The sequence below is a fragment of the Delftia sp. HK171 genome, assembly GCF_001886655.1.
Taxonomy (GTDB): domain Bacteria; phylum Pseudomonadota; class Gammaproteobacteria; order Burkholderiales; family Burkholderiaceae_C; genus Comamonas; species Comamonas acidovorans.
Genome location: NZ_CP018101.1, coordinates 335649 through 360405 on the forward strand (window position 1 = coordinate 335649; position 24757 = coordinate 360405).

23 protein-coding genes are annotated in these 24757 nt (G+C 69.7%); 15 read left to right on the forward strand and 8 right to left on the reverse strand.

What is annotated here, in order from left to right; genetic code table 11:
• Positions 1–83 precede the first annotated feature (83 nt).
• A complete protein-coding gene (locus tag BO996_RS01570) occupies positions 84–1058 on the forward strand; it encodes a LysR family transcriptional regulator (RefSeq protein WP_232240450.1) in 975 nt (324 codons plus the stop codon).
• Here the strand turns inward: BO996_RS01570 and BO996_RS01575 are convergent.
• Positions 1046–2452 (reverse strand): aminotransferase-like domain-containing protein, encoded by a 1407-nt coding sequence (locus tag BO996_RS01575; RefSeq protein WP_071953837.1) that lies wholly within the window; start codon positions 2450–2452, stop codon positions 1046–1048. The genes BO996_RS01570 and BO996_RS01575 overlap by 13 nt on opposite strands.
• Positions 2453–2570: 118 nt before the next feature.
• Here BO996_RS01575 and BO996_RS01580 point away from each other — a divergent pair, with 118 nt between their 5' ends.
• The 4 genes from BO996_RS01580 to BO996_RS01595 all read left to right on the forward strand — a co-directional run bounded on the left by BO996_RS01580 (position 2571) and on the right by BO996_RS01595 (position 7516).
• A complete protein-coding gene (locus BO996_RS01580; protein WP_071957001.1) occupies positions 2571–3860 on the forward strand; it encodes a hydroxymethylglutaryl-CoA reductase, degradative in 1290 nt (429 codons plus the stop codon).
• Positions 3861–3901: 41 nt separating this feature from the next.
• Entirely contained in the window at positions 3902–4327 is a 426-nt protein-coding gene (locus tag BO996_RS01585; protein WP_016448616.1) for a hypothetical protein, read from the forward strand.
• Between the two features lies 1 nt (position 4328).
• Positions 4329–5711, forward strand: coding sequence for a tripartite tricarboxylate transporter permease (locus tag BO996_RS01590; protein ID WP_017405458.1), 1383 nt, complete (start codon positions 4329–4331; stop codon positions 5709–5711).
• A 164-nt stretch (positions 5712–5875) separates the two neighbouring features.
• A complete protein-coding gene (locus BO996_RS01595) occupies positions 5876–7516 on the forward strand; it encodes a YifB family Mg chelatase-like AAA ATPase (protein WP_071953839.1) in 1641 nt (546 codons plus the stop codon).
• On the opposite strand, the gene BO996_RS01600 is transcribed toward BO996_RS01595, so the two are convergent.
• The gene (locus BO996_RS01600) at positions 7511–8428 is read right to left on the reverse strand and encodes a LysR family transcriptional regulator (RefSeq protein WP_071953841.1); all 918 of its coding nucleotides are present in this window, start codon (positions 8426–8428) and stop codon (positions 7511–7513) included. The two genes, BO996_RS01595 and BO996_RS01600, sit on opposite strands and share 6 nt — an antisense overlap.
• Positions 8429–8530: 102 nt before the next feature.
• Here BO996_RS01600 and BO996_RS01605 point away from each other — a divergent pair, with 102 nt between their 5' ends.
• Both BO996_RS01605 and BO996_RS01610 read left to right on the forward strand, forming a co-directional pair.
• On the forward strand, positions 8531–9733 hold the full coding sequence (locus tag BO996_RS01605) for a YbfB/YjiJ family MFS transporter (RefSeq protein ID WP_065345491.1): 1203 nt from the start codon (positions 8531–8533) through the stop codon (positions 9731–9733).
• Between the two features lie 34 nt (positions 9734–9767).
• Entirely contained in the window at positions 9768–10841 is a 1074-nt protein-coding gene (locus BO996_RS01610; protein ID WP_071953843.1) for an NAD(P)H-dependent flavin oxidoreductase, read from the forward strand.
• 13 nt (positions 10842–10854) lie between these two features.
• Here BO996_RS01610 and metC read toward each other — a convergent pair whose 3' ends face one another.
• The 4 genes from metC to BO996_RS01630 all read right to left on the reverse strand — a co-directional run bounded on the left by metC (position 10855) and on the right by BO996_RS01630 (position 15359).
• Positions 10855–12057, reverse strand: coding sequence for a cystathionine beta-lyase (metC, locus tag BO996_RS01615; RefSeq protein ID WP_071953845.1), 1203 nt, complete (start codon positions 12055–12057; stop codon positions 10855–10857).
• On the reverse strand, positions 12057–13055 hold the full coding sequence (locus tag BO996_RS01620; protein WP_071953847.1) for a Bug family tripartite tricarboxylate transporter substrate binding protein: 999 nt from the start codon (positions 13053–13055) through the stop codon (positions 12057–12059). Before BO996_RS01620 ends, metC begins: the two co-directional genes overlap by 1 nt.
• 55 nt (positions 13056–13110) lie before the next feature.
• On the reverse strand, positions 13111–14691 hold the full coding sequence (locus tag BO996_RS01625; RefSeq protein WP_071953848.1) for a rhodanese-like domain-containing protein: 1581 nt from the start codon (positions 14689–14691) through the stop codon (positions 13111–13113).
• Between the two features lie 131 nt (positions 14692–14822).
• On the reverse strand, positions 14823–15359 hold the full coding sequence (locus tag BO996_RS01630) for a cysteine dioxygenase family protein (protein WP_071957002.1): 537 nt from the start codon (positions 15357–15359) through the stop codon (positions 14823–14825).
• Positions 15360–15521: 162 nt separating this feature from the next.
• Between BO996_RS01630 and BO996_RS01635 the strand changes: the two genes are divergently transcribed.
• The 4 genes from BO996_RS01635 (at position 15522) to BO996_RS01650 (ending at position 18850) form a co-directional block, all read left to right on the forward strand.
• Positions 15522–16382, forward strand: a complete 861-nt coding sequence (locus tag BO996_RS01635) for a LysR substrate-binding domain-containing protein (protein ID WP_013800147.1) — start codon at positions 15522–15524, stop codon at positions 16380–16382.
• Between the two features lie 163 nt (positions 16383–16545).
• Positions 16546–16872, forward strand: a complete 327-nt coding sequence (locus BO996_RS01640) for a DUF3649 domain-containing protein (RefSeq protein ID WP_013800146.1) — start codon at positions 16546–16548, stop codon at positions 16870–16872.
• Positions 16869–18572: a PepSY-associated TM helix domain-containing protein gene (locus tag BO996_RS01645; protein WP_071953849.1), complete on the forward strand. Its 1704-nt coding sequence runs from the start codon at positions 16869–16871 to the stop codon at positions 18570–18572. The genes BO996_RS01640 and BO996_RS01645 overlap by 4 nt, the downstream gene beginning before the upstream one ends.
• Positions 18569–18850 (forward strand): DUF3325 domain-containing protein, encoded by a 282-nt coding sequence (locus BO996_RS01650; protein ID WP_013800144.1) that lies wholly within the window; start codon positions 18569–18571, stop codon positions 18848–18850. The genes BO996_RS01645 and BO996_RS01650 overlap by 4 nt, the downstream gene beginning before the upstream one ends.
• Positions 18851–18867: 17 nt before the next feature.
• On the opposite strand, the gene BO996_RS01655 is transcribed toward BO996_RS01650, so the two are convergent.
• Positions 18868–19659 carry an SDR family NAD(P)-dependent oxidoreductase gene (locus tag BO996_RS01655; protein WP_071953850.1) on the reverse strand — a complete coding sequence of 264 codons (792 nt, stop codon included), beginning with the start codon at positions 19657–19659 and terminating at the stop codon, positions 18868–18870.
• A gap of 93 nt (positions 19660–19752) precedes the next feature.
• Between BO996_RS01655 and BO996_RS01660 the strand changes: the two genes are divergently transcribed.
• The 4 genes from BO996_RS01660 to BO996_RS01675 all read left to right on the forward strand — a co-directional run bounded on the left by BO996_RS01660 (position 19753) and on the right by BO996_RS01675 (position 23491).
• Positions 19753–20688, forward strand: a complete 936-nt coding sequence (locus BO996_RS01660) for a LysR family transcriptional regulator (protein ID WP_071953851.1) — start codon at positions 19753–19755, stop codon at positions 20686–20688.
• A 260-nt stretch (positions 20689–20948) separates the two neighbouring features.
• Entirely contained in the window at positions 20949–21722 is a 774-nt protein-coding gene (locus tag BO996_RS01665) for a ferredoxin--NADP reductase (RefSeq protein ID WP_012202207.1), read from the forward strand.
• A gap of 44 nt (positions 21723–21766) precedes the next feature.
• Positions 21767–22573 carry an IclR family transcriptional regulator gene (locus tag BO996_RS01670; protein WP_012202206.1) on the forward strand — a complete coding sequence of 269 codons (807 nt, stop codon included), beginning with the start codon at positions 21767–21769 and terminating at the stop codon, positions 22571–22573.
• A gap of 144 nt (positions 22574–22717) precedes the next feature.
• Positions 22718–23491, forward strand: a complete 774-nt coding sequence (locus BO996_RS01675) for an SDR family oxidoreductase (RefSeq protein WP_012202205.1) — start codon at positions 22718–22720, stop codon at positions 23489–23491.
• A gap of 63 nt (positions 23492–23554) precedes the next feature.
• Here BO996_RS01675 and BO996_RS01680 read toward each other — a convergent pair whose 3' ends face one another.
• Entirely contained in the window at positions 23555–24730 is a 1176-nt protein-coding gene (locus BO996_RS01680; RefSeq protein ID WP_071953852.1) for an ABC transporter substrate-binding protein, read from the reverse strand.
• Between the last annotated feature and the right edge of the window lie 27 nt (positions 24731–24757).

The following is a 24757-nucleotide window of genomic DNA, read 5'->3' on the forward strand; positions in this document are numbered from 1 at the left end:
TTTTTCTTGTCGCAGGGCCAATGTACGGCGCATGATCGATGCTCAACAAATCGAATTTCGGTCACATCCGATACCTTGTGCTTATGCCTGCGAACACGCCCGAATCCGCCCCGCCCGTGCTGCACCGCAGCCTGCTCAACCGTCTGCGCTACAAGCACCTGCACATGCTGGTGGCGCTGGGATCGAGCCTGAACCTGCACCGCGCATCGCTGAGCCTGGCCATGTCCCAGCCTGCGGCCACGCGCATGCTGCGCGAGATTGAGGACATGTTCGGCTGCCAGCTCTTCGAGCGCCTGCCGCGCGGCATGCGGCCCACGGCGCTGGGCGCGCAGCTGGTGCGCTTTGCCGAGGCCTCGCTCAACAGCCTGGACCGCTGCGCCGAGGACCTGGCCGCGCGCCGCCAGGGCGGCTACGGCTACCTGTCCATCGGCACCATCATGGGCGCAGCACCCGACCTGGTGATGACGGCCGTGGCCCGCATGAAGGCGCAAAGCCCGCAGCTGCGCCTGCGCATCATGGGCGACACCAGCGACCAGGTGCTGCGTCTGCTGGACCAGCGCCGCATCGACATGGCCATTGCGCGGCGCAGCCCTGCGGCCCACAGCAGCAGCTACAGCTTCGAGGAACTGGGCAACGAGCGGCTGCTGGTCGTCGTGCGCAGCGGCCATCCGCTGACACGCCGGCGCAAGCTGGGCTGGCAAGAGCTTGTCGGCGACTGGCCCTGGATACTGCAGCCGACCACCAGCCCCGCGCGCATCGCGCTCGACCAGCTGCTGCAGCGCCTGGAACTGCCTGCGCCGGCCGACATCATCGAATGCAGCTCGGTGTACTCCATGCAGCAACTGGTGCAACTGACCGACGCCGTGATGCTGCTGTCCGAATCCGCGCTCAAGGACTATCTGCGCATGGGCCTGGTCAGGGCGCTGCCGGTCTGCATCGACGTGCCCATGGCGCCCTTCGGCATCCTCACCCGCACCGACGACGCGCCCACGCAGGAGCAGCAGCGCTTCATCGCGCTGCTGCGCGCGCAGGCCCGGGGGCTGGCTCAGGCGGGTTGAGCCAGCACCTGCCCCATCGCGGCCTGGAACCTTGGATCCAGCATGGCGCTGACGTTGCACCGCGACCAGCGCGAGACGGCCGAGGGATCGACGTGGAAGACACGGCCCGGCGCCATGCTGAGCTTGCGCGGCACCAGTTGCTCGGCCAGCCGCAGCGAGTCCTGCACACCGGGGAAAGCCACCCACAGGTACAGGCTTTGCGGGCTGCGCGCAAAGACCTCGCAGTCGTGGGCATCCAGCCAGCCCAGCGCCTGGGCCGTGGCCTGGCCAAGCTTGTGGCGCAGGCGCACCAGGTGGCGCTCGTAGTGGCCTTCGCGCAGCATCACGTCCACCATGCGCTCGCAGTACTCGGAGCCGCTGACGTGGATCAGCGCCTTGAGGTCGGCCAGGTCGCTGGCCAGCGCGTCGTTGCAGGCGATGAAGCCCACGCGCAGCGCGGCCGAGAAGGACTTGGAGAAGCTGCCGATGTAGATGGTGCGCTCCAGCTGGTCCAGCGTGGACAGGCGCACGGCCGAGGTGGGCTTGAAGTCGGCCAGCGGATCGTCCTCGACGATGAGCAGGTTGTGGCGCTCGGCCAGCTGCAGCACCTTGTAGGCCTTGGCGGCCGAGATGTCCGAGCCCGTGGGATTGTGGGCCAGCGACTGCGTGAAGAACAGGCGCGGCCGGTGCTGGGCCAGCAGTGATTCGAGCGCGGCCACGTCGGGCCCGTCGGCCAGGCGCGGCACGCCGACCACATGGGCGCCGGCCAGCCTGAGCTTGCCGAACAGCGGGTAGTAGCCGGGCTCGTCCACGAGCACGGTGGCGCCCGGCGGCACGAAGTAGCGGATGACCAGGTCCATGGCCTCATTGGCGCCATGGGTCAGCACCAGCTGGCCCGGCGTGGCCTGCAGGCCGAAGTCACCCAGCTTGCGCACCAGGCTGTCGCGCAGCGGCGCATAGCCGTAGCGGCTGCCGTAGCGGAACAGCGATCCCAGCCCCGTGCGCACCACCTTCTGGTGGTAGCGGTCCAGCCGCATGTCGGCCAGCCATTCCACGGGCGGAAAGCCGTCGCCCACGCCCACGCAGTCGGGCTGGGTCTTGAGCTGCTCGCGCATCAGCCAGACGATGTCCATGGCCCGACCCAGCTGGCCCGCGTCCTCATCGGTGCGCTGGGCACCGCGCCCCGTGCTCAGCACGTAAAAGCCCGAGCCCCGGCGCGGCTCGACGATGCCGCGCGAGACCAGCAGGTCGAAGGCCGAGACCACGGTGTTCTTGGCATAGCGGTGCAGCTGCGCCAGCTCGCGCAGCGAGGGCAGCTTGTCGCCGGGACGGTACACGCCGTCGGCGATCTGCTGGCCGATCAGGTCGGCCAGCTTCTCGGCAATGGGGGCCGAGCGCCCTCTGGTGTCTGCCATGCGCCCTCCGTTCATGTTGCAGTGCGATGGTACTGTTCCCCGAAACTGTACCTTTTGAAAGCGGTACAGTTTTCCTACAGTCCGGCGACCAGAGTTTTGATTCGAGGAGATGTCTTCCATGGTTGCCGATTCGCGCCTGCCCAATTTCCGTGCCCTCACCCCGGCTCAGCGCCGGGATTTCCTGGCCGATGCCTGCGGCCTGTCCGATGCCGAGCGCGCCCTGCTCGCCGCCCCCGGCGCCCTGCCCCTGGCGCTGGCCGACGGCATGATCGAGAACGTGTTCGGCAGCTTCGAGCTGCCGCTGGGCGTGGCCGGCAACTTCCGCGTCAACGGCCGCGACGTGCTGGTGCCCATGGCGGTGGAGGAGCCCTCGGTGGTGGCCGCCGCCTCGTACATGGCCAAGCTGGCGCGCGAGGACGGGGGCTTTCAGACCTCCAGCACGCTGCCGCTGATGCGCGCCCAGGTCCAGGTGCTGGGCGTGACCGATCCGCACGGCGCGCGCCTGGCCGTGCTGCAGGCGCGTGCGCAGATCATCGAGCGCGCCAACAGCCGCGACAAGGTGCTGATCGGCCTGGGCGGCGGCTGCAAGGACATCGAGGTCCACGTCTTCCCCGACACGCCGCGCGGCCCCATGCTGGTCGTCCACCTGATCGTGGACGTGCGCGACGCCATGGGCGCCAACACCGTCAACACCATGGCCGAATCGGTGGCGCCCCTGGTCGAGCAGATCACGGGCGGCAGCGTGCGGCTGCGCATCCTGTCCAACCTGGCCGACCTGCGGCTGGCCCGCGCCCGCGTGCGGCTCACGCCGCAGACCCTGGCCACGCAGGAGCGCAGCGGCGAGGAGATCATCGAAGGCGTGCTGGACGCCTATACCTTCGCGGCCATCGACCCCTACCGCGCGGCCACGCACAACAAGGGAATCATGAACGGCATCGACCCCGTCATCGTCGCCACGGGCAACGACTGGCGCGCAGTCGAGGCCGGCGCCCATGCCTATGCCAGCCGTAGCGGCAGCTACACCTCGCTCACGCGCTGGGAGAAGGACACCGGCGGCGCCCTGGTCGGCAGCATCGAGCTGCCCATGCCGGTCGGCCTGGTCGGCGGCGCCACCAAGACCCATCCGCTGGCACGCCTGGCGCTGAAGATCATGGACCTGCAGTCCGCCCAGCAGCTGGGCGAGATCGCCGCCGCCGTGGGCCTGGCGCAGAACCTGGGCGCCCTGCGCGCCCTGGCCACCGAAGGCATTCAGCGCGGCCACATGGCCCTGCACGCACGCAACATCGCCCTGGTGGCCGGCGCCACGGGCGACGAGGTCGATACCGTGGCGCGCCAGCTGGCCGCCGAGCACGACGTGCGCACCGACCGCGCGCTGGAAGTGCTGGCCGCGCTGCGCGCCAGGGCCTGACCAGAGCGCGGCCACACAAACAAAAAACCAAGGAGACACACATGACAAGCAAGGATCCCGCCGACTGGCGGCTGGCCGAGGTCTGGGGCGACACCGTGGACCTGCGCCACCTGGCCTGGGCCATTGCCATCGGCACCGGCATCAGCGTGCTGGGGTTCTACCTGGCCAGCCGCTGGCTGGCCACGGTGGTCGAGTCGCGCCAGTTGGCCCACGCCTACGCCATGCTCGCGGGCCTTGCCGGCTGCGTGATCGCCGGCGTGATCTGCGCACGCGCCTTTCCGCCCAAGCGGGAAGTGACCGAGCTGGACACCTCGAACGACCCCGAATGGCGCCGCGAAGTACTGGAGGAACTGGCGCGCCAGCCCGGCGGCCTGGGCACGGTGCAGGACCTGCCGCCCGCCGTGGTGCAGGAACTCAAGGAGCTCAAGCTCTACGAACTGTTCGCCGACAAGGCCGGGAGGGCATGAGATGGAAACCCTGCTGACCAATGACATCGCCGTCGCAGCCGCGATGGGCCTGATAGGCGCCGTGGTGTTCGCCGCCATCGGCCTGGTCTCCGGAACGGACGAGACCACCACGCTGGCCCCGCTCACCCTGCTGGTGGTGCTGCTGGGCGTGCCGCCCGCCGGCGTGTTCACCTTCTTCCTGGCCGGCGCCGTGGCCAAGCACATGACGCATGCCGTGCCCACGGCGCTGCTGGGCATTCCCGGCGACACGCTGGCCACGCCGCTGCTGCAGGACGCCAACATGCTGCGCAAGCTGGGCGTGCCCCATATCGCGCTGCGCAAGATGGTCTCGGGCGGCATCGTCGCGGCCTTTGTCGCCGTGCCGCTGGCCGTGCTGTTCGCGGTGATGCTGGCGCCCTTCGGCAGCATGATCACCAAGACGGCGCCCTGGATCTTCCTGGCCGCCGCCCTCCTCATCGCCTACTTCTCGGCGGGGCGCTGGGCCTCGGTCATGCTGCTGATTCCGTTCGTGGTGGTCATCATTGCGCTGCAAAGCCTCACCGCCAAATACGAGGTCAAGCTCAGCATCAGCTACTTCCTGGGCATTGCCATCGGGCCGCTGATCGCCGACCTGTTCACCGTGATCTCGCCGGCCGGCCGCCAGCGCATGCTGCGCGACAAGGTGCGCCAGTTCAACCTGGCGCCCGACGTGAAGGGCTGGTCGGGCTACTTCCCCAACCCGCTCAAGGTGCTGGACCGCGTGCAGACGCGCTGGACCCTGGCCACGGCCACCATCTCCAGTGCCACCTTCGTCTTCAGCCCCGTGGCCATGACCGTGGTGCTGGGCGAGCTGGTGGGCTCGCGCATCAAGCATGCCTACCACCGCCTGACCACGGTGCTGAGCGCGCGCAACGGCGTGACCGAGGCCACCTACATCGCCGAGGCGCTGATCCCGCTGATCGCCTTCGGCCTGCCGCTGAGCCCGGTGGCCGCCGGCCCCGCCGCGCCGCTGTTCAACGCGCCGCCGCGCTTCACCGTCGATGCCGCCACGGGCCAGGTGAACAACCTGCACAACCTGCTCAGCCACTGGGAGTTCCTGGGCTACGGCATGCTGGCCGTGGTGCTGGCGGCCCTCGTGTCCTACCCCTTCGCCATGAACTTCGCGCGCAGCGCGGCGCTGTTCGTCTCGCGCCGGGTCAGCCACGAGGCCATCATCGCCACCTTCGTGGGCCTGATCATCGTCATCAGCGTCTGGGAAGGCCAGTTGCTGGGCCTGCTCGTGATCCTGACCATGGGCCTGCTCGGCGGCCTGCTGTCACGCGGCTTCGGCTTCAACACCGGCGTGCAGTTCATGGGCTACTACACGGCCGTGCTGAGTGTTCCGGCGCTGGTGAAGCTGTTCTGATTTTAGCGCCGCAAGGGTCAGAACATTCTGAGATTTGGGGGCAGCGCCGCACCCGCCGCCCACAAGGCCCAAGGCCGTTGCCATACTGGGTCACCGAGGCCGCCGCACCGCTGGCGGCCTCTTCCTTTGTGTGGCTTTGTGTCTGTCGTTTCTGCGAGGTGCCCATGGGTCTGGCCCTGGTTCAAAGTCGTGCGCTGCTGGGGCTGGCCGCCCCGCGTGTCACCGTGGAAGTGCATCTGGCCAACGGCCTGCCGTCGTTCACGCTGGTGGGTCTGGCCGATGTCGAGGTCAAGGAAGCGCGTGAACGCGTGCGCTCGGCGCTGCTGAACTCCGGGCTGGAGTTCCCGAGCAACAAACGCATCATCGTCAACCTGGCGCCCGCCGACCTGCCCAAGGATTCGGGGCGCTTCGACCTGCCCATCGCGCTGGGCATTCTCGCGGCCAGCGGCCAGATCAATGGCGATGCGCTGGCCGACTATGAATTCGCGGGCGAGCTGTCGCTGTCGGGCGCGCTGCGGCCCGTGCGCGGCGCGCTGGCCACGGCCCTGGCCCTGCACCGCCAGCAGGACGGCGCCCGCCTGGTGCTGCCGCCGGGCAGCGCGCAGGAGGCGGCCTTCGTGCCATCGGCCCAGGTGTTCTGCGCGCACCACCTGCTGGACGTGGTGCGCCGCTTCATCACTCGCTCGGCCAATGCCCTGGTGCAGACGGAGCAGGACACGGACAGTGCCTGCTGCAGCGACGAAAGCGAGGACACCGGCGAGACCGACGAAACCGACGCCTTGCCGGCAGCAGGCGACACCCAGACATGCTCCGGCCTGGGCTGGCATGCGGTGCAGCCTCAGCCCGCCGCCCCAGTGCGCAGCAGCCTCGACCTGGCCGAGGTGCGTGGCCAGGCGCAGGCGCGGCGCGCGCTGGAAATCGCTGCGGCCGGAGGCCACGGCCTGCTGCTGGTGGGGCCGCCGGGCTCGGGCAAGTCCATGCTGGCCCAGCGCTTTGCCGACCTGCTGCCGCCCATGAGCGACGACGAGGCGCTGGAAGCCGCCGCCATCGCCAGCCTGGCCGGCCGCTTCACGCCCGAGCGCTGGCGCCAGCGCCCCACGGCCAGCCCGCATCACACGGCCAGTGCCGTGGCCCTGGTCGGAGGAGGCTCGCCACCGCGCCCCGGCGAGATTTCGCAGTCCCATCAGGGAGTACTGTTTCTGGACGAATTCCCCGAGTTCGCACGCAGTGCGCTGGAGGCGCTGCGCGAGCCGCTGGAGACCGGCCAGATCACCATCGCCAGAGCCGCCCAGCGCTGCGAATTCCCCGCGCGCTTTCAGCTCGTCGCGGCCATGAATCCCTGCCCCTGCGGCCATTGGGGGTCGACGGTGCAGCGCTGCCGCTGCACGCCCGACAAGGTGGCGCGCTACCAGGCGCGCATCAGCGGCCCGCTGCTGGATCGCATCGACCTGCATGTGGAAGTCGGCGCCCTGCCCCCGCAGGAGCTGCTGGCCGCGCGCTCGGGCGAAACCAGCGAGGCCGTGCGCGAGCGCGTGGTCCAGGCCCGCGCGCTGGCCGTGCAGCGCCAGGGCAGCGCCAACCACCAGCTCCAGGGCCAGGCCCTGGACGACCACCTGGGCCTCTCGCCCGAGGCCCTGACCTTCGCCCACAAGGCCGCCGCACGCCTGGGCTGGTCGGCCCGCAGCACCCACCGCGCGCTCAAGGTGGCGCGCACCATTGCCGACTTGGCCGGTAACGCGGCAGTGGAGACGGGGCATGTGGCCGAGGCCATGCAGTATCGGAGGGTGTTGCGGTTGCCTTCATGAGCCGGCAGGCACCAGGCCTTGCGCATCGACAGCCGCAACCTCCTGGTCGATCCCCAACACCTCCACGCAAGCATGCAGCGCAGGCGACCAGCCCTGGCGCGCGGGCACGACGAACCAGGTTTCCACGCGGGCGACTTCCTGGGCGAGTGCGCCGGGCAGGGCCGTGATATGCACGCCGAAGCGGTGCTGCTGGGCCTGGACCACGCTGCGCGGCAGCAGGCCGTAGCCCATGCCGGCGGCCACGCAGCCGAGGATGGCGTCCAGCGATCCCATTTCCATGATGCGTGCGGCCACGCCGCGCGCGGCCAGCAGCAGCTCGATGCGCTGGCGGTAGCTGCAGCCCTGGCGGAAGGCCAGGAAGGGCACGGCGCTGAGCTGGGCGGCATCGGGAAAGCGCGGCAGCGCGAAGGCGGTGACCAGGACCAGTTCTTCCTCGAAGACGCGCCAGCCCTGCAGGCGGGACTGGGGCGGCATGCCGGAGACGAAGGCGCAGTCCAGCCGCCCGGCAAGCAGGTCGGCCAGCAGCTCGGCCGTGGTGGCCGTGCGCAGCTCCAGGTCCAGGCCGGGCTGGGCCTGGTGCAGGCGCGCCAGCAGCGGCGGCAGGCGCAGCGCGGCCGTGGTTTCCATGGAGCCTATGCGCAGCGCGCCGGCGGCCCGGGAGCTGCCCTGCAGCAGGGCCAGCGCCTCGTCATGGTCGGCCAGCATGCGCCGCGCGTATTGCTCCAGCAGGCGGCCGGCAGGCGTGGCGTGCACGGGTGCGCTGCGCTCCAGCAGTTGCACGCCGGCCTCGTCCTCGAGCTTTTTCACATGGGCCGTCACGTTGGACTGCACGGTGTGCAGTTGCTGCGCGGCAGCGCCGAAGCTGCCGCTGTCGCAGACGGCCAGGAACATGCGCAGGGACTTCAGTTGCATCGCGGCTCCAGTGACATTCATCTTCAATCGAGATCAACGCCATCATTTTGAATCATTGGACATGATGGGCGGCAGCGCCTAATGTATGCCCATCCTCCCCGCATGGCGCCCACTCCCGTGATCCAACGCAACGAAACTTCCCTGCTGCTGACCGGCTTCATGGCCACGCTCAGCGGCGTCGGCCTGGCGCGCTTTGCCTACACGGCGCTGATGCCGCAGATGGTGCATGCCGGCTGGTTCAGCGGCGAGCAGGTGGCCTACCTGGGTGCGGCCAACCTGCTGGGCTATCTGATTGGCGCGCTGGCCGCCGCGCCGCTGGCCGAACGCCTGGGCGCGCTGCGCGTGCTGCTGTGGTGCTGGGTGGCCCTGGCGCTGAGCTTTGCGGCCTGCGCCTGGCCGCTGCCCATGCCCTGGTTCTTTGCCTGGCGCTGCATCTCGGGCATTGGCGGCGCCATCCTGATGGTGCTGGGCCCCTCCGTGGCCCTGGCGGCCACGCCCGTGCAGCGGCGTGCGGCGCTGGGGCCGCTGATGTTCTGCGGCATAGGCGCCGGCGCCCTGCTGTCGGCCACGCTGATACCGCTGCTGGCGCGCCAGAGCCTGGGAGCCGTCTGGTGGGCGTTGGCGGCGGTCTGCGCCTGGGCCGGCTGGCTGGGCTGGCGCCATGTGCGGCGGCTGCCGGTGCCTGCGCCCATTGCCATCACGCCCCATGCCCAGCCCGCGCGTGCCGCGCCCCTGTGGACGCTGCCCGTGGTGCTGGTGATGCTGGCCTATATGACGGACGCCTTCGGCTTTGTGCCGCACACGGTGTTCTGGGTGGACTACCTGGCGCGCGAGCTGCAGTTGGGCGATGCCTACGCCTCCACGCAGTGGGCCGTGTTCGGCCTGGGCGCCATTGCCGGGCCGCTGGTGGCCTCGCTGTGCGCCACGCGCTTTGGCTGGTGGGGCACGACCACGGGCGCCTATGCGGTCAAGACCCTGGCCATTGCCATGCCGCTGTTCTGGGTGGGATTTGCGGGGCATGCGACCTCGTCCTTCCTGGTGGGCGCGCTGTCGCCGGGCATGGCGGCCATCACCTCGGGCTACCTGATGCAGTTGATCGGCCCCGCGCAGCACAAGCGCATGTGGGGCTATGCCACGGCGGCCTTTGCGCTGATGCAGGCCGTGTCGGGATATTTCATGGCCTGGAGCTATGCGGGCCTGGGCTCGTACCAGCGCCTGTTCGTCATCGGCAGCGTGTCGCTGCTGCTGGGCACGCTCATGATCGCCGCCAGCCGCGCCAGCGCGCGCCGGCAGGCTGCCGCATGAGTGCGCGGATTCGAGACAGGAAACAAGGAGTCGTATGAGCACCGCAAAGACCGCGTGGATGGCCCGACTGGGCATGCGCCATCCCATCATCCAGGCCCCCATGGCCGGCACGTCCACGCCCGCGCTGGCGGCCGCCGTCACCGAGGCCGGCGGCCTGGGCTCGCTGGGCATTGGCGCCAGCGGCACGGAGCAGGCGCGCCAGCAGATCGTGCAGACGCGCGCGCTGACTTCGGGCGCCTTCAACGTCAACCTGTTCTGCCACCGGCCGGCCCGGGCCGATGCGCAGCGCGAGGCCGCCTGGCTGGCCCATCTGGCGCCCGAGTTCGCGCGCTTCGGCGCCAAGCCGCCGGCCGGCCTGAACGAGATCTACGCCACCGCCGTCGGCAACGCGGCGCTGCAGGCCATGCTGCTGCAGGAGCGGCCTGCCGTGGTGAGCTTTCATTTCGGGCTGCCTGAGCAGGGCTTCATCGACGCGCTGCGCGCGGCCGGCGTCGTGACCCTGGCCAGCGCCACGTCGCTGGACGAGGCGCGCCAGGTGGAGCAGGCCGGTGTCGATGCCATCGTGGCCCAGGGCGTGGAGGCCGGGGGACACCGCGGCACGTTCGATCCCGCGCAGGACCGCATGATGGGCACCTTCGCCCTGGTGCGCGTGCTGGCGCGCAACACGGCCCTGCCGGTGATCGCGGCGGGCGGCATCATGGATGGCGAAGGCATTGCGGCCGCGCTGGGCCTGGGCGCCTGTGCGGCGCAGCTGGGCACGGCCTTCATCCTCTGCCCTGAATCGTCCGCCAGCCCGGCCTACCGTGCCGAGCTGCGCAGCGAACGCGCCCACCACACAGGCATCACCGCCGCCATCTCGGGCCGGCCGGCGCGCGGCATGGTCAACCGGCTGCATGCGCTGGGCGCCAGCCATGGCCAGCCCCTGCCCGACTACCCGCGCGTCTACGACGCGGGCAAGGCGCTGCACCAGGCGGCGTCCGCCCAAGGCAGCTCCGACTACGCAGCCCACTGGGCCGGCCAGGGTGCGCCGCTGGCGCGTGAGATGCCGGCCGCTGCGCTGGTGCAGACGCTGGCCGGCGAACTGGCGCGCGCTCAGGCAGGCCGCTAGAGCGTGTTATCCACTAAAGTGCCGCCAGCCCCTGCTCCAGGTCGGCGATGAGGTCGCGCGGCGACTCCAGGCCGATGTGCAGGCGCACCACGGGCCCGCGCGCACTCCAGTCGGTGACGCTGCGCGCCTGCGCCATGTGCGCGGCCGTCGCCAGGCTCTCGTAGCCGCCCCAGGAGGCGCCAATGCCGAAGAGCCGCAGGCCGTCGATGAAGCGGTCCACGGCGGCCTCGGCGGTGCCGGGCTGCAGCTCCAGCGACACCAGGCCGTTCGTGCCCTGGCAGTCGCGCAGCCACAGCGCATGGCCGGGGTGCGTGGGCAGCGCGGGGCAGAACACGGTGGCCACGGCCGGGTGCTGCTGCAGCCAGTGCGCCACCTCCAGCGCATGCGCCTCGTGCATCTGCAGCCGTGCGGCCAGCGAGCGCATGCCGCGCAGCACCAGCCAGGCATCGTCGGGGCTGACCGCCATGCCGAAGGCATCGCAGCGCGCAGCCAGCGGCTCCCAGGCGGCCTCGGTGGTGGCCACGGTGCCCATCATCACGTCGGAGTGGCCCGACAGGTACTTGGTGGCTGCCATCACCGAGACATCGGCCCCCAGCGCCAGCGGCCGGTACTGGCAGCCCGATCCCCAGGTGTTGTCGGCCACGACCAGGGCGCCGCGCGCATGGGCCATGGCCGCCAGCGCGGGCAGGTCGCACATCTCGTAGACCAGCGATCCCGGGCATTCGGCATAGACCATGCGGGTGTTGGGACGCATGCGCGCCTGGGCGTCGCTGCCATCGGCCGCGAAGAAGTCGTACTCGATGCCGTAGGGCCGCAGCCATTGCCCGGCCAGGTGGCGCACAGGCTGGTAGGCGCTGTCGGTCAGCAGCACATGGTCGCCGGGGCACAGGTAGCTGAGCAGGGCCATGCCGATGGCCGCCAGGCCGGTGGGCAGCAGCCGCGTGCGGTGGGCGCCTTCCAGCTCGCTGACGGCGTCTTCCAGCGCAAAGCCGGTGGGCGTGCCGCGCGCGCCGTAGCTGAAGATGCGCTCGCCGGCGCGGCGCTCGCGCATCTCGCGCTGCTGTGCCGTGCTCTCGAACAGCACGGTGCTGGCGCGCACCAGGGGCGGGTTGACGGTCGTGCCGCCCGCATAGGCCGGGCGCTTGCCCGCATGCAGCAGCCGGGTCTGCAGGTCCAGCGCGGGGGCGTCAGGGGCGGGGGCGTGTTCGGCAGCCATCAGTCGATCTTCGCGCCCGAGAGCTTGACCACGCGCGACCAGCGCTCCATGTCCTGGCGCAGCTGGGCGGCAAAGGCCTCGGGCGTGCTGGCAACGACTTCGCTGCCGCCATCGACGACCAGCTTGGTCACTTCCGGCAGTTGCAGGGTGCGCACGATGGCGTCGTGCAGATAGGCCACGCGCTCGGGCGGCGTGCCGGCGGGGGCGAAGAAGCCGTACCAGTCCTCGAAGCGCGCATTGCGCAGGCCCAGCTCCTCCAGCGTGGGCACCTTGCCGAACACGCCGATGCGGCGCGGGCTGGTGACGGCCAGCGCGCGCACCTGGCCCGCCTGGATCATGCCGGCCACGGACGAGGTGGAGGTGATCAGCACGTCGACCTGCTGGCCCAGCAGATCGTTGATGGCCGGCCCCGCGCCCTTGTAGGGCACATGGGTCATGGGCACGCCGTTTTCCTTGGACAGCACCACGCCCACCAGGTGCGACAGCGTGCCGTTGCCGGGCGTGGCATAGGTGACGCGGCCCGGCTCGCCCTTGCTGCGCGCCACCAGGTCGGCAAAGCTCTTGAGGGGCGAGGCCGAGGCGACCACGATGGCCAGCGGCGCCGCGTTGATCTGCGTGATGGGCACGAAGTTCTTGAGCGGATCGAAGCCCGGCGCGCTGTAGAGCGCGGGGTTCACCGCCATCAGCGAGACCTGGCCCGTGAGCACGGTGTAGCCATCGGGCTTGGCCTCAGCCACGGCCTTGGCGCCGATGTTGCCGCCTGCACCGCCCCGGTTTTCCACCACGGAGGGCTGGCCCGTGGCCTCGGTCAGCCGCGTGGTGACCCAGCGCGTGCTGGCGTCGTTGCCGCCGCCCGGCGGGAAGGGCGAGATGAAGCGGATCGGCTGGCCCGGATAGCCGTTGCGCGCAGCCAGCGGCTCGGCCGTGGCCTGCGAGAGCACGGCCAGGGCCGCGAGGCTGGCGGCCAGCATCCTGGCCAGGGTGGGGATTGCGAACATGTCTTGTCTCCTGTCGTTATGTGGTGTTGGGCTGTTCGGATGCTCTTTGCGTGGATCAGGACATTGCCGGCTCCGGCAGGCGGAAGGCGGCCAGTTCCTGCGCGTCCAGTTGGGGCACCAGGCCCGTCTCCCAGGCCAGGTAGCGGCGTGCCGCTTCCTTGTTGCCGTCGTGGCGGTCGTGCACGAAGAACAGGTAGTCGATGCACTCGGCGTCGGTGGGGCTGTCGGGCGTGGCCTCGACGGGCAGGCCGGCCTGCTGCCATGCGGCCAGGCCGCCTTCGAGCAGCAGCGGCGCGGCACCCTGCAGTTCCAGCGCGGCCCATTGCGCCATGCCGGGCTCGTCGGCCACCAGCACGATCTGGCGCGTCTCGCCGGCCAGATCGCTGGCAAGGCACGGGCGGATGGACCAGCGGGCCCCGGCGATGTGGCCTGCGCGGTACTTCATGCCCGCGCGCAGATCGACCACGGCCACCTCGCCCTGGCGCATGCGTTCGTGCAGGGCCTGCGCCGTGATGCCTGCCAGTGCGGGGACCTGGGGCGGCTGGGCCGGTGCCAGGTCCAGGCCGCTTTGCAGGCCGCCCCGCAGCACGCAGGCGTCATGGCCGAGCTGGCGCAGCCAGCTGGCCACCACGGGGGCGCGCACGCCATCGCTGTCGAACAGCACCAGGCGCGCACCGCGCACGCCCACGTACTGGTCGCCGGCCTGCATGAGCTGGCCGCCGGGCGTGTGCTGGGCGCCGGGCAGCGAACCGGCCTTGAATTCCTCGGGCGTGCGCACATCGCACAGGAACAGCGTGCGCGCCGCATCACGGCTCCAGGCGCGCACGGTGTCGGCATCGACCTCGGGCACGTCGAAGCGTTCGGACAGGGCGCGGGCCTGGGCTTGCAGCGCGCTGCTGGCCGAGTCGTCGCCATAGCGCTGCGTTCCGCCGTGCTCCAGCGGCAGGTCGGCCAGGTACCAGCCCTGGGTGCCGTTCTCCAGCGCGTAGACGGGGTTGGGAATGCCCAGGTTGATCAAGGTCTGCGCGCCGATGATGGAGCGCGTGCGGCCCGCGCAATTGACCACGATGGGCGTGGCCGCATCGGGCACCAGGCGGCTCACGCGCAGCGCCAGCTCGCCATTGGGGCAGCAGATGGCGCCGGGGATGTTCATCTTGTGGAACTCGGAGACGGGCCGGCCGTCCAGCACCACCAGGGGCAGGCCCGCCGCCTGGCGCGCCGCCAGCTGCTGGGCCGTGATGCGCGGCGTGCCATAGGCGTGTTCGGCCAGTTCGCCAAAGGTCTTGGAAGGCAGGTTCACGCCAGCGAACAGCGTGTAGCCCGCAGCGCTCCAGGCCTTGGCACCGCCTTCGAGCACGGCGACCTGGGTATAGCCCAGGGCTTCGAGGCGGCGCGCGGCGCGCTCGGCCACGCCCGCGCTGGCATCGCCCTCGCCACCGTCGTAGGTGACGACGCGCACCTGCCTGCGTGGCACCAGGCGGGGCACATCCAGCTCCAGCCGGCTGTAGGGCAGGGGCGTGGCGTAGAACAGGTGCGACTCGCCGTACTGGCCGTGCTCGCGCACGTCGAGCAGCGCGATCTCCTGGCCGTCGTGCAGCCAGGATTTGAGGGTGTGGGCGTCAATGGATGCGGTCATTGCATGCGGTCCGGGAAAAAGATCGGCAAGGAATTTCGGGCAAAGCCCTGCCACGCGCGCCCCGTGGAGGGCGCTGCGGCATGGACAGTGAAAAGGCAGGAAGCGGGAGATAGCGGCCGGAAGGCCGGGGCTCAGCGGCGCGTCTGCACGCCGATGGCCATGGTCTGGCAGGTGCCGGTGGCCAGGTCGTAGCTGGTGCGCTCGTTGAGCGTCTCCAGCGCGCGGCCGTACATGTGCAGGTGGCGGATGACCTGCTCGCCCTGGATCTCCACGGAGTGGATGTCCTCGGGCATGAGGGCGATGCCCTGGCCTGGTGCGACCACCACGAGTTCCGTCTCGCGCAGCGTGCCCTTGCCGGGGACGGAGCCGTCGTCGGTGCGCTCGTAGACGCGGTTGTGCTCCGTGCCTTCCACGGCGGCAATGCAGGCCCAGGTCGTGTGGTTGTGCGGCACGATGCGCTTGCCCGGGCGCATGACGTTGAGGTACAGCGCATAGCTCTGGTCGGCGTCCTCGGCGATCAGGTAGCGCGCCTGGTGCTCGCCCTGCTCCGGTGCGGCGTAGTCGGCCTGTTGCCAGAAGTCTCGGCGCGCGGCCAGGCCCAGCAGTTGCTGGAGCACGGCGTCAAGGCTGGTGCGCGTGGCCGCGTCCTCGCCAATGGCCTGCTTCATGCTGCCGATGGCCGCTGTCACGGCGGCGCTGCGCTGTTCGGTGATGGTGTTGGTGGTGGTGTTCAAAGGGGGCTCCTTGTCGTCGTTGAAGTCCACTGTAGTGAGGCGCCCGGCCCGCAACAATCCACGCATGCCCAATAAATACTTCAATAAAATTGAAGTATGGAGACGCTTGACCTGGACCTGCTGCGCACCCTGGCCGCCATTGCCAGCCACGACAGCTTTGCCGCCGCCGCCGTGCAGATGGGGCGCACGCAATCGGCCATCACCCAGCAGATGCAGCGGCTGGAGGAGAAGATCGGCCACGCGCTGTTCGAGAAGCAGGGCCGGCAAAAACGCCTCACCGATCATGGCCAGCGCCTGCTGGGCTATGCGCGCCACATGCTGGCCATCCACGACGAGGCGCTGCGCAACCTGCAGCACCGCCAGGTGCAGGGCCTGGTGCGCATTGGCGCACCCCACGACGCGGCCGACAACATGCTGCCGCCCGTGCTGCAGGAGATCGCGCTGAACTTTCCGGGCATGCAGATCGACATCCATGTGGGGCGCAGCCCGTTCCTGATGGAGTCGCTCAAGCAGGGCGAGCTGGACCTGGCCATCTCCAACCGGGAGGACGAAGGCTTCGAGGGCTTTGCCCTGCGCTCCACACCCACGGTGTGGCTGTGCGGCGCGGGCTATGCCCATGACCCGGGCAAGCCCGTGCCCCTGGTCATGGCCGACGGGCCCAGCATCTTCCGGCGCCTGGGCTGCGATGCGCTGGATGCGGCCGGCATTGCCTGGACGCCGCGCCACACCTGCACCAGCCTGGTGGGCATACGCGCAGCGCTGCGCGCCGGCCTGGGCGTGACGGCGCGCGGCGTGGAGCAGCTCGACCCGGGCCTGCGCGTGCTGGGCGCGGGCGACGGCATGCCGCCGCTGCCGGACCTGGCCTACCGCCTGTACATCCGCAGCCATGTGATCAGCCCCGTGACACGCCAGATCTTCGAGAACCTGCAGGCCCGCATGCGCCAGCCGGCGGGCTGAGCGCCGGGGCGCTTGGCGCGCGGCAGCGCTGGATGTGGCGGCGCTGGATGTGGCGGCGCACTTGACTGCACCACTTGTAATGGGACTTATTCTCAAATAACATCCGCGCCACCGCCGCCCCCTCCGGCCGGCGTTTTTCGAGCCTTTCCAGGCCCCCCGTGCCATGCCATCTCCCACTCTTGCCCGCACCCATGACTGGTTCCGTGACTGGTTCCGTGACTACGGGCCGCTGATTTCCCGCATCCTCGCCGCGCTGTTTGGCGGCTACGCCGTGGCGGCGCTGGCCAGCGTGGCCGTGCTGGCCCTGCCCGCAGACCGCACGCAGGCGGCGATCTCGGGCACCTTGCTGAGTTTTGCCGTCTATGCGGGCGCGGTGATCTGGGTGTTTGCCGTGCGCAGCGCCACGCGCGCCTGGGCCGGCCTGCTGGTCGCCGCCCTGGTACTGGCGCCTGCCGCGTGGTGGACCTGGGGCAAGGGGCTGGGCGCATGAACACGAACACCACGAACACGGCCGGCAAGCCCGCCAAGCCCGCGAAAGCCGCCAAGGCGCCTGGCATCCGCCAGACCATGTCCGACCTGCACACCTGGGTCGGCCTGCTGCTGGGCTGGTTCCTCTACGCCATGTTCCTCACGGGCACGGTGAGCTATTTCAGGAACGAGATCACGCAGTGGATGCAGCCCGAGCAGCCGCACCAGAGCCAGGCGAGCGAGCCCGCGCTGGTGGCCCAGCGTGTGGGTGACGCCATGGCGCGCCTGGCACCGCAAAGCCCTCGGTGGCTGATCAACCTGCCCGATGAACGCAGCACGGTGGCCACGGTGTTCTGGAGCCCTCCCGAAGGCCAGGGCAAGCGCCGCTTCGAGAACGGCCGCTTCGACCCGGCCACCGGCACGCGCCTCGAAGGCCCGGTGCGCGAGACGCGCGGCGGCGAGTTCTTCTACCGCTTCCACTTCCAGTTCCACTACATGCCCGTGCTCTGGGGCCGCTATCTGGCGGGGCTGTGCGCCATGTTCATGCTGGTGGCCATCGTCAGCGGAGTGATCACGCACAAGAAGATCTTTGCCGACTTCTTCACCTTCCGCTGGGGCAAGGGCCAGCGCTCCTGGCTGGACGCGCACAACGCGCTGTCCGTGCTGGGCCTGCCCTTTCACCTGATGATCACGTACACCGGCCTGGTGACCCTGGCCCTGATGTACATGCCCTGGGCCAATCTGGCCACCACCATGACGCCCGAGCAGCGCGTGGTGGCCGGCCAGCAGCTTAGTGCCTTTGTTCCCGCAGGCAAGCCCTCGGGCCAGGCCGCGCCCCTGGCACCGCTGGCCGACATGGTCCGCCAGGCCGAGCAGCGCTGGGGCGCGGGCCAGGTGGAGCGCCTGAACGTCAACCTGCCCGGCGATGCCAATGCGCGCGTGACCGCCATCCGCGGCGAGAACGGCCGCGTCTCCATCAGCCCGCAGTTCATGATGTTCGACGGCGTCAGCGGCCAGCTGCTGCAGGCACAGGACAGCGTGGGCGCCGCCGCCGAGACGCGCGGCGTGCTCTATGCGCTGCACATGGGCCGCTTCGGCGACCTGCCCACGCGCTGGCTGTACTTCATCGTCAGCCTTGCGGGCACGGCCATGGTGGGAACGGGACTGGTGCTGTGGAACGTGAAGCGGCGCAGCAAGCTGCCCGACCCGGAAAGGCCGCATTTCGGCTTCCGGCTCGTGGAACGTCTGAACATCGCCACCATCGCCGGCCTGTCCATCGGCATGGCCGGCATGCTCTGGGCCAATCGCCTGCTGCCGGTGGAGATGGCGCAGCGCGCCGAGTGGGAGGTGCACGCCATGTTCATCGCCTGGGGCACCACCCTGTTCTGGGCGATGGGTCGGCCCGCCAAGCGGGCCTGGATCGAGTTGCTGTGGGCCGGCGCCGCCGCCCTGGCCCTGCTGCCCGTGGTCAACGCGCTGACCACGGATCGCGGCCTCTTGGCCAGCCTGCGCGCGGGCGACTGGGTGTTTGCCGGCATGGACTTCATGCTGCTGGCCCTGGCCGCACTGCATGCCCATCTGGCCCTGCGCACCCAGCGCCACCAGCCCAAGGCCAAACCGGTGCGCGCCGCCCGGCCCGCGCCTACGGCAGTCGCCACTGCAGCAGCCGCCACTGCAACAGCCGCCACGGCAGCGGCCGCCGCAGCGGAGACCAGCGCATGAGCATGGCCCATCTGTTCTGTCAGCTGCTGGCCCTGGGCGCCTTCGCCTGCCTGGCCCTGGCCATGGACCGCCACCAGAGCGACCTGTTCGGCAAGGAACTGCCATCTGCCCACACACGGCGCCTGCGCGCGGCCGGCTGGGTGCTGCTGGCGCTGTCGCTGTGGGCGGCGCTGCAGGTGGAGCCCTGGTCGCTGGGGCTGGTGGCCTGGTTCGGCCACATCGCCGCAGCAGCGGCCATCGTGCTGCTGTCCATGGTGGCGCGCGAGCGGCTGCGCTGACGGCCCTCCCGGCGCCTTCAGAGAAACATGCCGCCCGAGGCCTCGATGCGCTGGCCCTGCACCCAGCCCATGCCGGGCTGCAGCAGGGCGGCCATCACGGGGCCGATGTCGTCGGGCAGGCCCACGCGGCCCAATGCCGTCTGGCTGGCCAGGGCGGCGCCCATCTGCGCATCGTCGCGCACACGGCCGCCGCCGAAATCCGTGGCAATCGCCCCCGGCGCCACCGTGTTGACGCGAATGCCGCGCGCGCCCAGTTCGCGCGCCAGGTAGCGCGTCAGCACCTCCACCCCGCCCTTCATGGATGCATAGGCCGCATAGCCCGGCTGGGTGAAGCGCGTGAGCCCGCTGGACAGGTGGATGATGCTGCCGCCATCGCGCAGCAGGGGCAGCAGGTGCTGGCTCAGGAAGAACGGCGCCTTCAGGTGGATGGCGACCAATTCATCGAACTGCGCCTCGGTGGTGGTGGCGAATGGCGCGTTGATGCCGATGCCGGCGTTGTGCACCAGCGCATCAAGGCGGTCGGCCTGCCAGGTATCGGCCAGCGCCTGGCGCACGCGGGCCGCAAAGTCCGCAAAGCCCGCGCTGCGCGCCACGTCCAGCTGCAGGGCGGCGGCCCGCCCGCCCAGCGCCTCGATGGCGGCCACGGCGGCCTGGGCCTCGTCGGCACGCTCACGGTAGGTCAGCACCACGTCAAAGCCCTGGCGCGCCAGGTGCTCTGCCGTATTGCGGCCCAGGCCGCGGCTGCCGCCCGTGACGAGGACGATGCGGCGGGCGGCAGGGGAAGAAGCGGTCGAAGGAGAAACTGTCATGGCGGACCTCGTTAGGTGGTTTGCAATGACAGCGACTGTATTGAAGGTCGATTTTTGGATAAATTGGCTGTTTCTGATTTATTTGTTCGCCCCATGCAAACAATCAAGCTTCTGGAGCAGATGCAGATCTTCAGCCGCGTGGCCGAGATGGCCAGCTTCACGCGGGCGGCCGACAGCATGGGTTTGCCCAAGGCCAGCGTCTCCCAGGCCGTGCAGCAGTTGGAGGCGCGGCTGGGCACGCGGCTGCTGCACCGGACCACGCGGCGCGTGCAGCTCACCCAGGACGGCCAGGCCTGCTACGAGCGCTGCCAGGACCTGCTGGCCGACGTGGACGAGTTCCAGGGCCAGTTCCAGCAGGCCGGCGACGCGCCGCTGCAGGGCAAGGTCCGGCTGGACATGACCACCGGCCTGGCGCGCCACGTCGTCATGCCCTTGCTGCCGCAACTGCTGCAAAGCCATCCGGCGCTGGAGCTGGAACTGAGCTGCACCGAGCGCCGCGTGGACCTGGTGCGCGAAGGCTTTGATTGCGTGCTGCGCCTGGGCCCCGTGGACGAGCCCGGCCTGGTGGCACGCCCGCTGGGCCTGGTGGCGCTGGCCACCTGCGCCAGCCCCGGCTATGTCCAGGCCCACGGGCTGCCCGCCACGCTGCAGGATCTGGGCAGTCACCGGCTGGTGCACTACCAGCGCACGCTGGGCGCGCGGCCGCTGGGCTTCGAGTACGAGGAGGATGGCCAGCCCCGGTACCTGGCGATGACGGGCGCGCTCACCGTGAACAACGCCGAGGCGTATCTCGCGGCCTGCCAGGCCGGCCTGGGGCTGATCCAGGTTCCGCGCCTGGCCGTGCAGCCGCTGCTGGACGCAGGGGAACTGGTCGAGGTGCTGCCCCGCCACCCGCCGCCGCCCATGCCGCTGCACCTGATCTACGCCCAGCGCCGCCAATTGCCGCGCCGCGTGCGCGTGCTCATGGATTGGCTGGCCGAAGCGGTCCTGCCCTGGACGCTTGGCGCTGGCCCGGCCGAAAAGCCCTAGCGAGCGCTGCAGCGATTCAGCCAGCGTCATTTTGCTTATCACTAATCCGTATCAAGACAAAGGTTCGCGCCTGCCCCTTTTGACGCCATTTACCGGACAATAGCGACCTTGCCCCGGTCACCGGCCGCCACGAAGCAGCGGCAACGCGCACACCGCGCCTGCCCCCTGTGCTTCCCGCCACCGCGTGCCTGAATGGCACTGACCTCTCATTGCAACGTCCCGGCGGGCACTGCCTGCCCCGAATTCACCGTATTGCCAACATGAGTGCTTTTCTTGAAGAACGCGTGCTGTCCGTCCACCACTGGACCGACCGCCTTTTCTCCTTCACCACCACCCGTGACACCGCGCTGCGCTTTTCCAACGGCCATTTCACGATGATCGGGCTGAAGGTCGACGGCAAGAACCTGCTGCGTGCCTACTCCATCGCCAGCCCCAACTACGAGGAGCACCTCGAGTTCCTGTCGATCAAGGTGCCCGACGGTCCGCTGACCTCGCGCCTGCAGAACATCCAGGTCGGCGACACCATCCTCGTCGGCAAGAAGCCCACGGGCACGCTGCTGATCGACTACCTGCTGCCCGGCAAGAACCTGTACCTGATCGGCACCGGCACGGGCCTGGCCCCCTGGCTGGCCGTGGCCCGCGACCCCGAGACCTACGAGCGCTACGAGAAGGTCGTCGTCGTGCACGGCGTGCGCCACGCCAGCGAGCTGGCCTACCAGGAGCTGTTCGAGAAGGAACTGCCCGAGCATGAATTCCTCGGCGAGATCGTCAAGGACAAGCTGGTCTACTACCCCACGGTGACGCGCGAGCCCTTCCGCAACCAGGGCCGCATCTCCAACCAGATCACGGCCGGCACCTTCCCGCAGAACATCGGCCTGCCCGAGCTCAATCCCGAGACCGACCGCGTCATGCTGTGCGGCAGCCCCGCCATGCTGAACGAACTCAAGGAGCTGCTGGAGCACCGCGGCTTCAAGGAAGGCAACACCACCACGCCCGGCGACTTCGTGGTCGAGCGCGCCTTCGTCGAGAAGTAAAGCCCACGACACCCCGTGGCGGGGCGGCTGCCGATAATCGGCGCATGCCGCCCTCCCGCACCCCGCCGCCCCAGCCCGGCGACGATGACCGCAACTTCATCGTCGCCCTGGCGCGCGGCCTTGATGTCCTGTCCTGCTTTCGCTCCGGCGAAAAGCTGCTGGGCAACCAGGACATCGCCAGGCGCTGCGGACTGCCCAGGTCCACGGTCTCGCGCCTCACGCACACGCTGACCACGCTGGGCTACCTCATCCATGTGCCCGAAGAGGGCAAATACCGCCTGGGCACAGCCACGCTGGCCCTGGGCAGCGCCATGCTCTCGCGCCTGGACGTGCGCCAGATCGCGCGCCCGCTGATGCAAAAGCTGGCCGCCACCACCGATGCCGAGGTGGCCCTGGCCGCACGCGACAGGCACAACATGGTCTACATCGAGCACTGCCCCAGCGCGCGCTTCACGCACCGCGACCTGGACATGGGCTCGCGCATCCCCCTGGCCACCACGGCCGTGGGCCGCGCCTGGCTGGCCGCCAGCCCCGCATCCGAGCGCCAGCGCGCGCTGGACTACCTGCAATCGCACGCCCCCGAACAATGGGCCGCCGCCCAGGCCCAGCTGCCGCTGTGGCCCGGTGCCAGCACACATCCGCAACCCTGGCTGTCGTGCTCGTTCGGCGACTGGCAGCCCGAGGTCAACGCCATCGCCCTGGCCTTCTCGCCGGGGCGTGGCCTGCCGCTGATGGCCGTCAGCCTGGGCGGGCCCTCGCGCTTCGTCACGGCCGATGCGCTGCGCCAGGACGGCGTGCCTGCACTGCAGCGCATGGTGCGGCGGCTGCAGCAGGACATAGACCGCGCCTGACCGCAGACCGGGCCTGGCCGGCTGTCCCGCAGGCGCCCGCGCATTACCCGCACAGTAGCCAAGACGACAGCGCGCGCCGCCCTGGCGCCCTAGCATGGAGGGCGTTGCTCAACCATCAGGAAACCAAGGCAGGAGACACCCAGCATGAGCGTGAAAGCACTGTTCAACCTCACCGGCAAGACCGCCCTCATCACCGGAGGCTCGCGCGGCCTGGGCCTGCAGATGGCCGAGGCGCTGGGCGAGATGGGCGCCCGCCTCGCCATCACGGCGCGCAAGTCCGACGAACTGGCCGAGGCCAAGGCCCACCTGCAAGGCCTGGGCTACCAGGTCGAGACCTTCACCAACGATCTGCAGAAGTTCGACACCATCCCCGCCCTGGTCGACGACGTGCTGACGCGCTGCGGCGACATCGACATCCTCGTCAACAACGCCGGCGCCACCTGGGGCGCCAAGGCCGAGGAATACCCGGACGAGGCCTGGAACAAGGTCATGAACCTCAACGTCTCCGCGCCCTTCTTCCTCACCCGCGAAGTGGCCAGGCGCGTGATGATCCCCAAGGGCCAGGGCAACGTGATCATCACGGCCTCGGTCGCGGCCTTCAAGGGCACGCCGCCCGGCATGAACACCGTGGCCTACAACACCTCCAAGGCGGCCGCCGTGCACCTGGCGCGCACCCTGGCCTCGGAATGGGGCCACTACGGCATCCGCGTCAACTCCATCTGCCCGGGCTTCTTCCCCAGCAAGCTGGCCAACGGCCTCATCGACAAGCTCGGCGACCAGCTTATCGCCCGCGCCCCGCTGCGCCGCATCGGCGGCGAGGAGGACCTCAAGGGCGCCGTGGTCTACCTGGCGTCCGATGCGTCTCGGCACATGACGGGGCAGGCGTTGGTGCTGGATGGTGGAGCGAGCCTTCTTTGAGGGCGACGCCAAGACAAAGCGCACCCAAGGGTGCGCTTTGTCTTTTGAGGAATGCGCGGCGCTCTACTTGTTCGCCACCGTCATCACCGCCTCAATCTTGCCGTCGCGCACAGCGGCGCCGCGTTCCGTGGTCAACGTGCCGCCGCGCTCATCCACGCCCTTGACGCCGCCAGGGTTCACGTCGGGGCGCAGGGATTTGTAGGCTTCGTCCAGCTTGGCGTGGATGGCCTTGGTGTCCGAGGCCGAGCCGGCCAGCTGCATGGCCTTGACGGTGGCGTGCACGGCCGTGTAGTTCCACTGTGCCTCCGAGCCGGGGATGCGGCCCGGGTAGACCTTGCCGAAGCGTTCGACGAAGGCCTTGTTCTCGGGCTTGGTGTCCTCGGAGACGGGCATGACGCCGATGGCGCCTTCCAGCGGCGCATAGCTGCCGACCACGCGGGCCATTTCGTCGAGCTTGGCCTGGTCCATGACCACGAAGCCACCCTTGAAGCCCAGCTCGCGCGCCTGCTTGACGACCAGGGCCGTGGGCTCGGAGGCACCGCCCACGAAGAGCACGTCGGGCTTCTCGGCCAGGGCCTTGCTCACACCGCTGTAGAAGTCGGTGGCGCGGTTGTAGCTCATGGCGTTCTCGGCCACCACGGTGCCGCCCAGCTTTTCCCAGCCGGGCTTGAAGGCGGCGACCCAGGCCTTGGCGTAGTCGTGGTCGGCGCCGACCAGGGCCACCTTCTTGCCGAAGCGGCCCATCACGTACTTGGAGAACGGGTCGATGTACGAAGTGAACTCGGGCGGGATGCGCAGGGTCAGCTTGTTGCCCCGGTTGGTGATCTGCGGCACCGAGCTGTAGGCCAGCACGATGAAGTTGCTGCGCTCGTTGGTGGTCTGCAGCGCGAAGATGCCGCCCGAATGCGGCACCAGGATGGCCGCCGTCTTGTGCTGCTGCACCAGGCGCTGGGCGTTGATCGCTGTCTCGGACGGGTTGTACTTGTCGTCCAGCGGAACGATCTCGATCTTGACCTTCTTGCCACCGATCTCGGGGGCTGCGGCATTGATCTCGGAGACGGCCATCTGCATGCCGTCGAGCACGTTCTTGCCGTACTGGGCAGCGCCGCCGGACAGCGGGCCCGAGTAGCCGATCTTGACCACCTCCTGCGCCAGCGCAGGGCCGGCGGCGGCCACGGCGGCGCAGGCCAGGGCCAGCGTGCCCACCCTGCGGCGGGTCAATGGTGCGAATGCTGTCATGTCTGTCTCCTTGGATCGTTGGTGGTG

Excerpts from the sequence above, each read along its gene's own strand:
- BO996_RS01570 (WP_232240450.1), top strand. The coding sequence starts at position 84 with ATGCCTGCGAACACGCCCGAATCCGCCCCGCCCGTGCTGCACCGCAGC.
- BO996_RS01575 (WP_071953837.1), bottom strand. The coding sequence starts at position 2,452 with ATGGCAGACACCAGAGGGCGCTCGGCCCCCATTGCCGAGAAGCTGGCC.
- BO996_RS01580 (WP_071957001.1), top strand. The coding sequence starts at position 2,571 with ATGGTTGCCGATTCGCGCCTGCCCAATTTCCGTGCCCTCACCCCGGCT.
- BO996_RS01585 (WP_016448616.1), top strand. The coding sequence starts at position 3,902 with ATGACAAGCAAGGATCCCGCCGACTGGCGGCTGGCCGAGGTCTGGGGC.
- BO996_RS01590 (WP_017405458.1), top strand. The coding sequence starts at position 4,329 with ATGGAAACCCTGCTGACCAATGACATCGCCGTCGCAGCCGCGATGGGC.
- BO996_RS01595 (WP_071953839.1), top strand. The coding sequence starts at position 5,876 with ATGGGTCTGGCCCTGGTTCAAAGTCGTGCGCTGCTGGGGCTGGCCGCC.
- BO996_RS01600 (WP_071953841.1), bottom strand. The coding sequence starts at position 8,428 with ATGCAACTGAAGTCCCTGCGCATGTTCCTGGCCGTCTGCGACAGCGGC.
- BO996_RS01605 (WP_065345491.1), top strand. The coding sequence starts at position 8,531 with ATGGCGCCCACTCCCGTGATCCAACGCAACGAAACTTCCCTGCTGCTG.
- BO996_RS01610 (WP_071953843.1), top strand. The coding sequence starts at position 9,768 with ATGAGCACCGCAAAGACCGCGTGGATGGCCCGACTGGGCATGCGCCAT.
- metC (WP_071953845.1), bottom strand. The coding sequence starts at position 12,057 with ATGGCTGCCGAACACGCCCCCGCCCCTGACGCCCCCGCGCTGGACCTG.
- BO996_RS01620 (WP_071953847.1), bottom strand. The coding sequence starts at position 13,055 with ATGTTCGCAATCCCCACCCTGGCCAGGATGCTGGCCGCCAGCCTCGCG.
- BO996_RS01625 (WP_071953848.1), bottom strand. The coding sequence starts at position 14,691 with ATGACCGCATCCATTGACGCCCACACCCTCAAATCCTGGCTGCACGAC.
- BO996_RS01630 (WP_071957002.1), bottom strand. The coding sequence starts at position 15,359 with ATGAAGCAGGCCATTGGCGAGGACGCGGCCACGCGCACCAGCCTTGAC.
- BO996_RS01635 (WP_013800147.1), top strand. The coding sequence starts at position 15,522 with ATGGAGACGCTTGACCTGGACCTGCTGCGCACCCTGGCCGCCATTGCC.
- BO996_RS01640 (WP_013800146.1), top strand. The coding sequence starts at position 16,546 with ATGCCATCTCCCACTCTTGCCCGCACCCATGACTGGTTCCGTGACTGG.
- BO996_RS01645 (WP_071953849.1), top strand. The coding sequence starts at position 16,869 with ATGAACACGAACACCACGAACACGGCCGGCAAGCCCGCCAAGCCCGCG.
- BO996_RS01650 (WP_013800144.1), top strand. The coding sequence starts at position 18,569 with ATGAGCATGGCCCATCTGTTCTGTCAGCTGCTGGCCCTGGGCGCCTTC.
- BO996_RS01655 (WP_071953850.1), bottom strand. The coding sequence starts at position 19,659 with ATGACAGTTTCTCCTTCGACCGCTTCTTCCCCTGCCGCCCGCCGCATC.
- BO996_RS01660 (WP_071953851.1), top strand. The coding sequence starts at position 19,753 with ATGCAAACAATCAAGCTTCTGGAGCAGATGCAGATCTTCAGCCGCGTG.
- BO996_RS01665 (WP_012202207.1), top strand. The coding sequence starts at position 20,949 with ATGAGTGCTTTTCTTGAAGAACGCGTGCTGTCCGTCCACCACTGGACC.
- BO996_RS01670 (WP_012202206.1), top strand. The coding sequence starts at position 21,767 with ATGCCGCCCTCCCGCACCCCGCCGCCCCAGCCCGGCGACGATGACCGC.
- BO996_RS01675 (WP_012202205.1), top strand. The coding sequence starts at position 22,718 with ATGAGCGTGAAAGCACTGTTCAACCTCACCGGCAAGACCGCCCTCATC.
- BO996_RS01680 (WP_071953852.1), bottom strand. The coding sequence starts at position 24,730 with ATGACAGCATTCGCACCATTGACCCGCCGCAGGGTGGGCACGCTGGCC.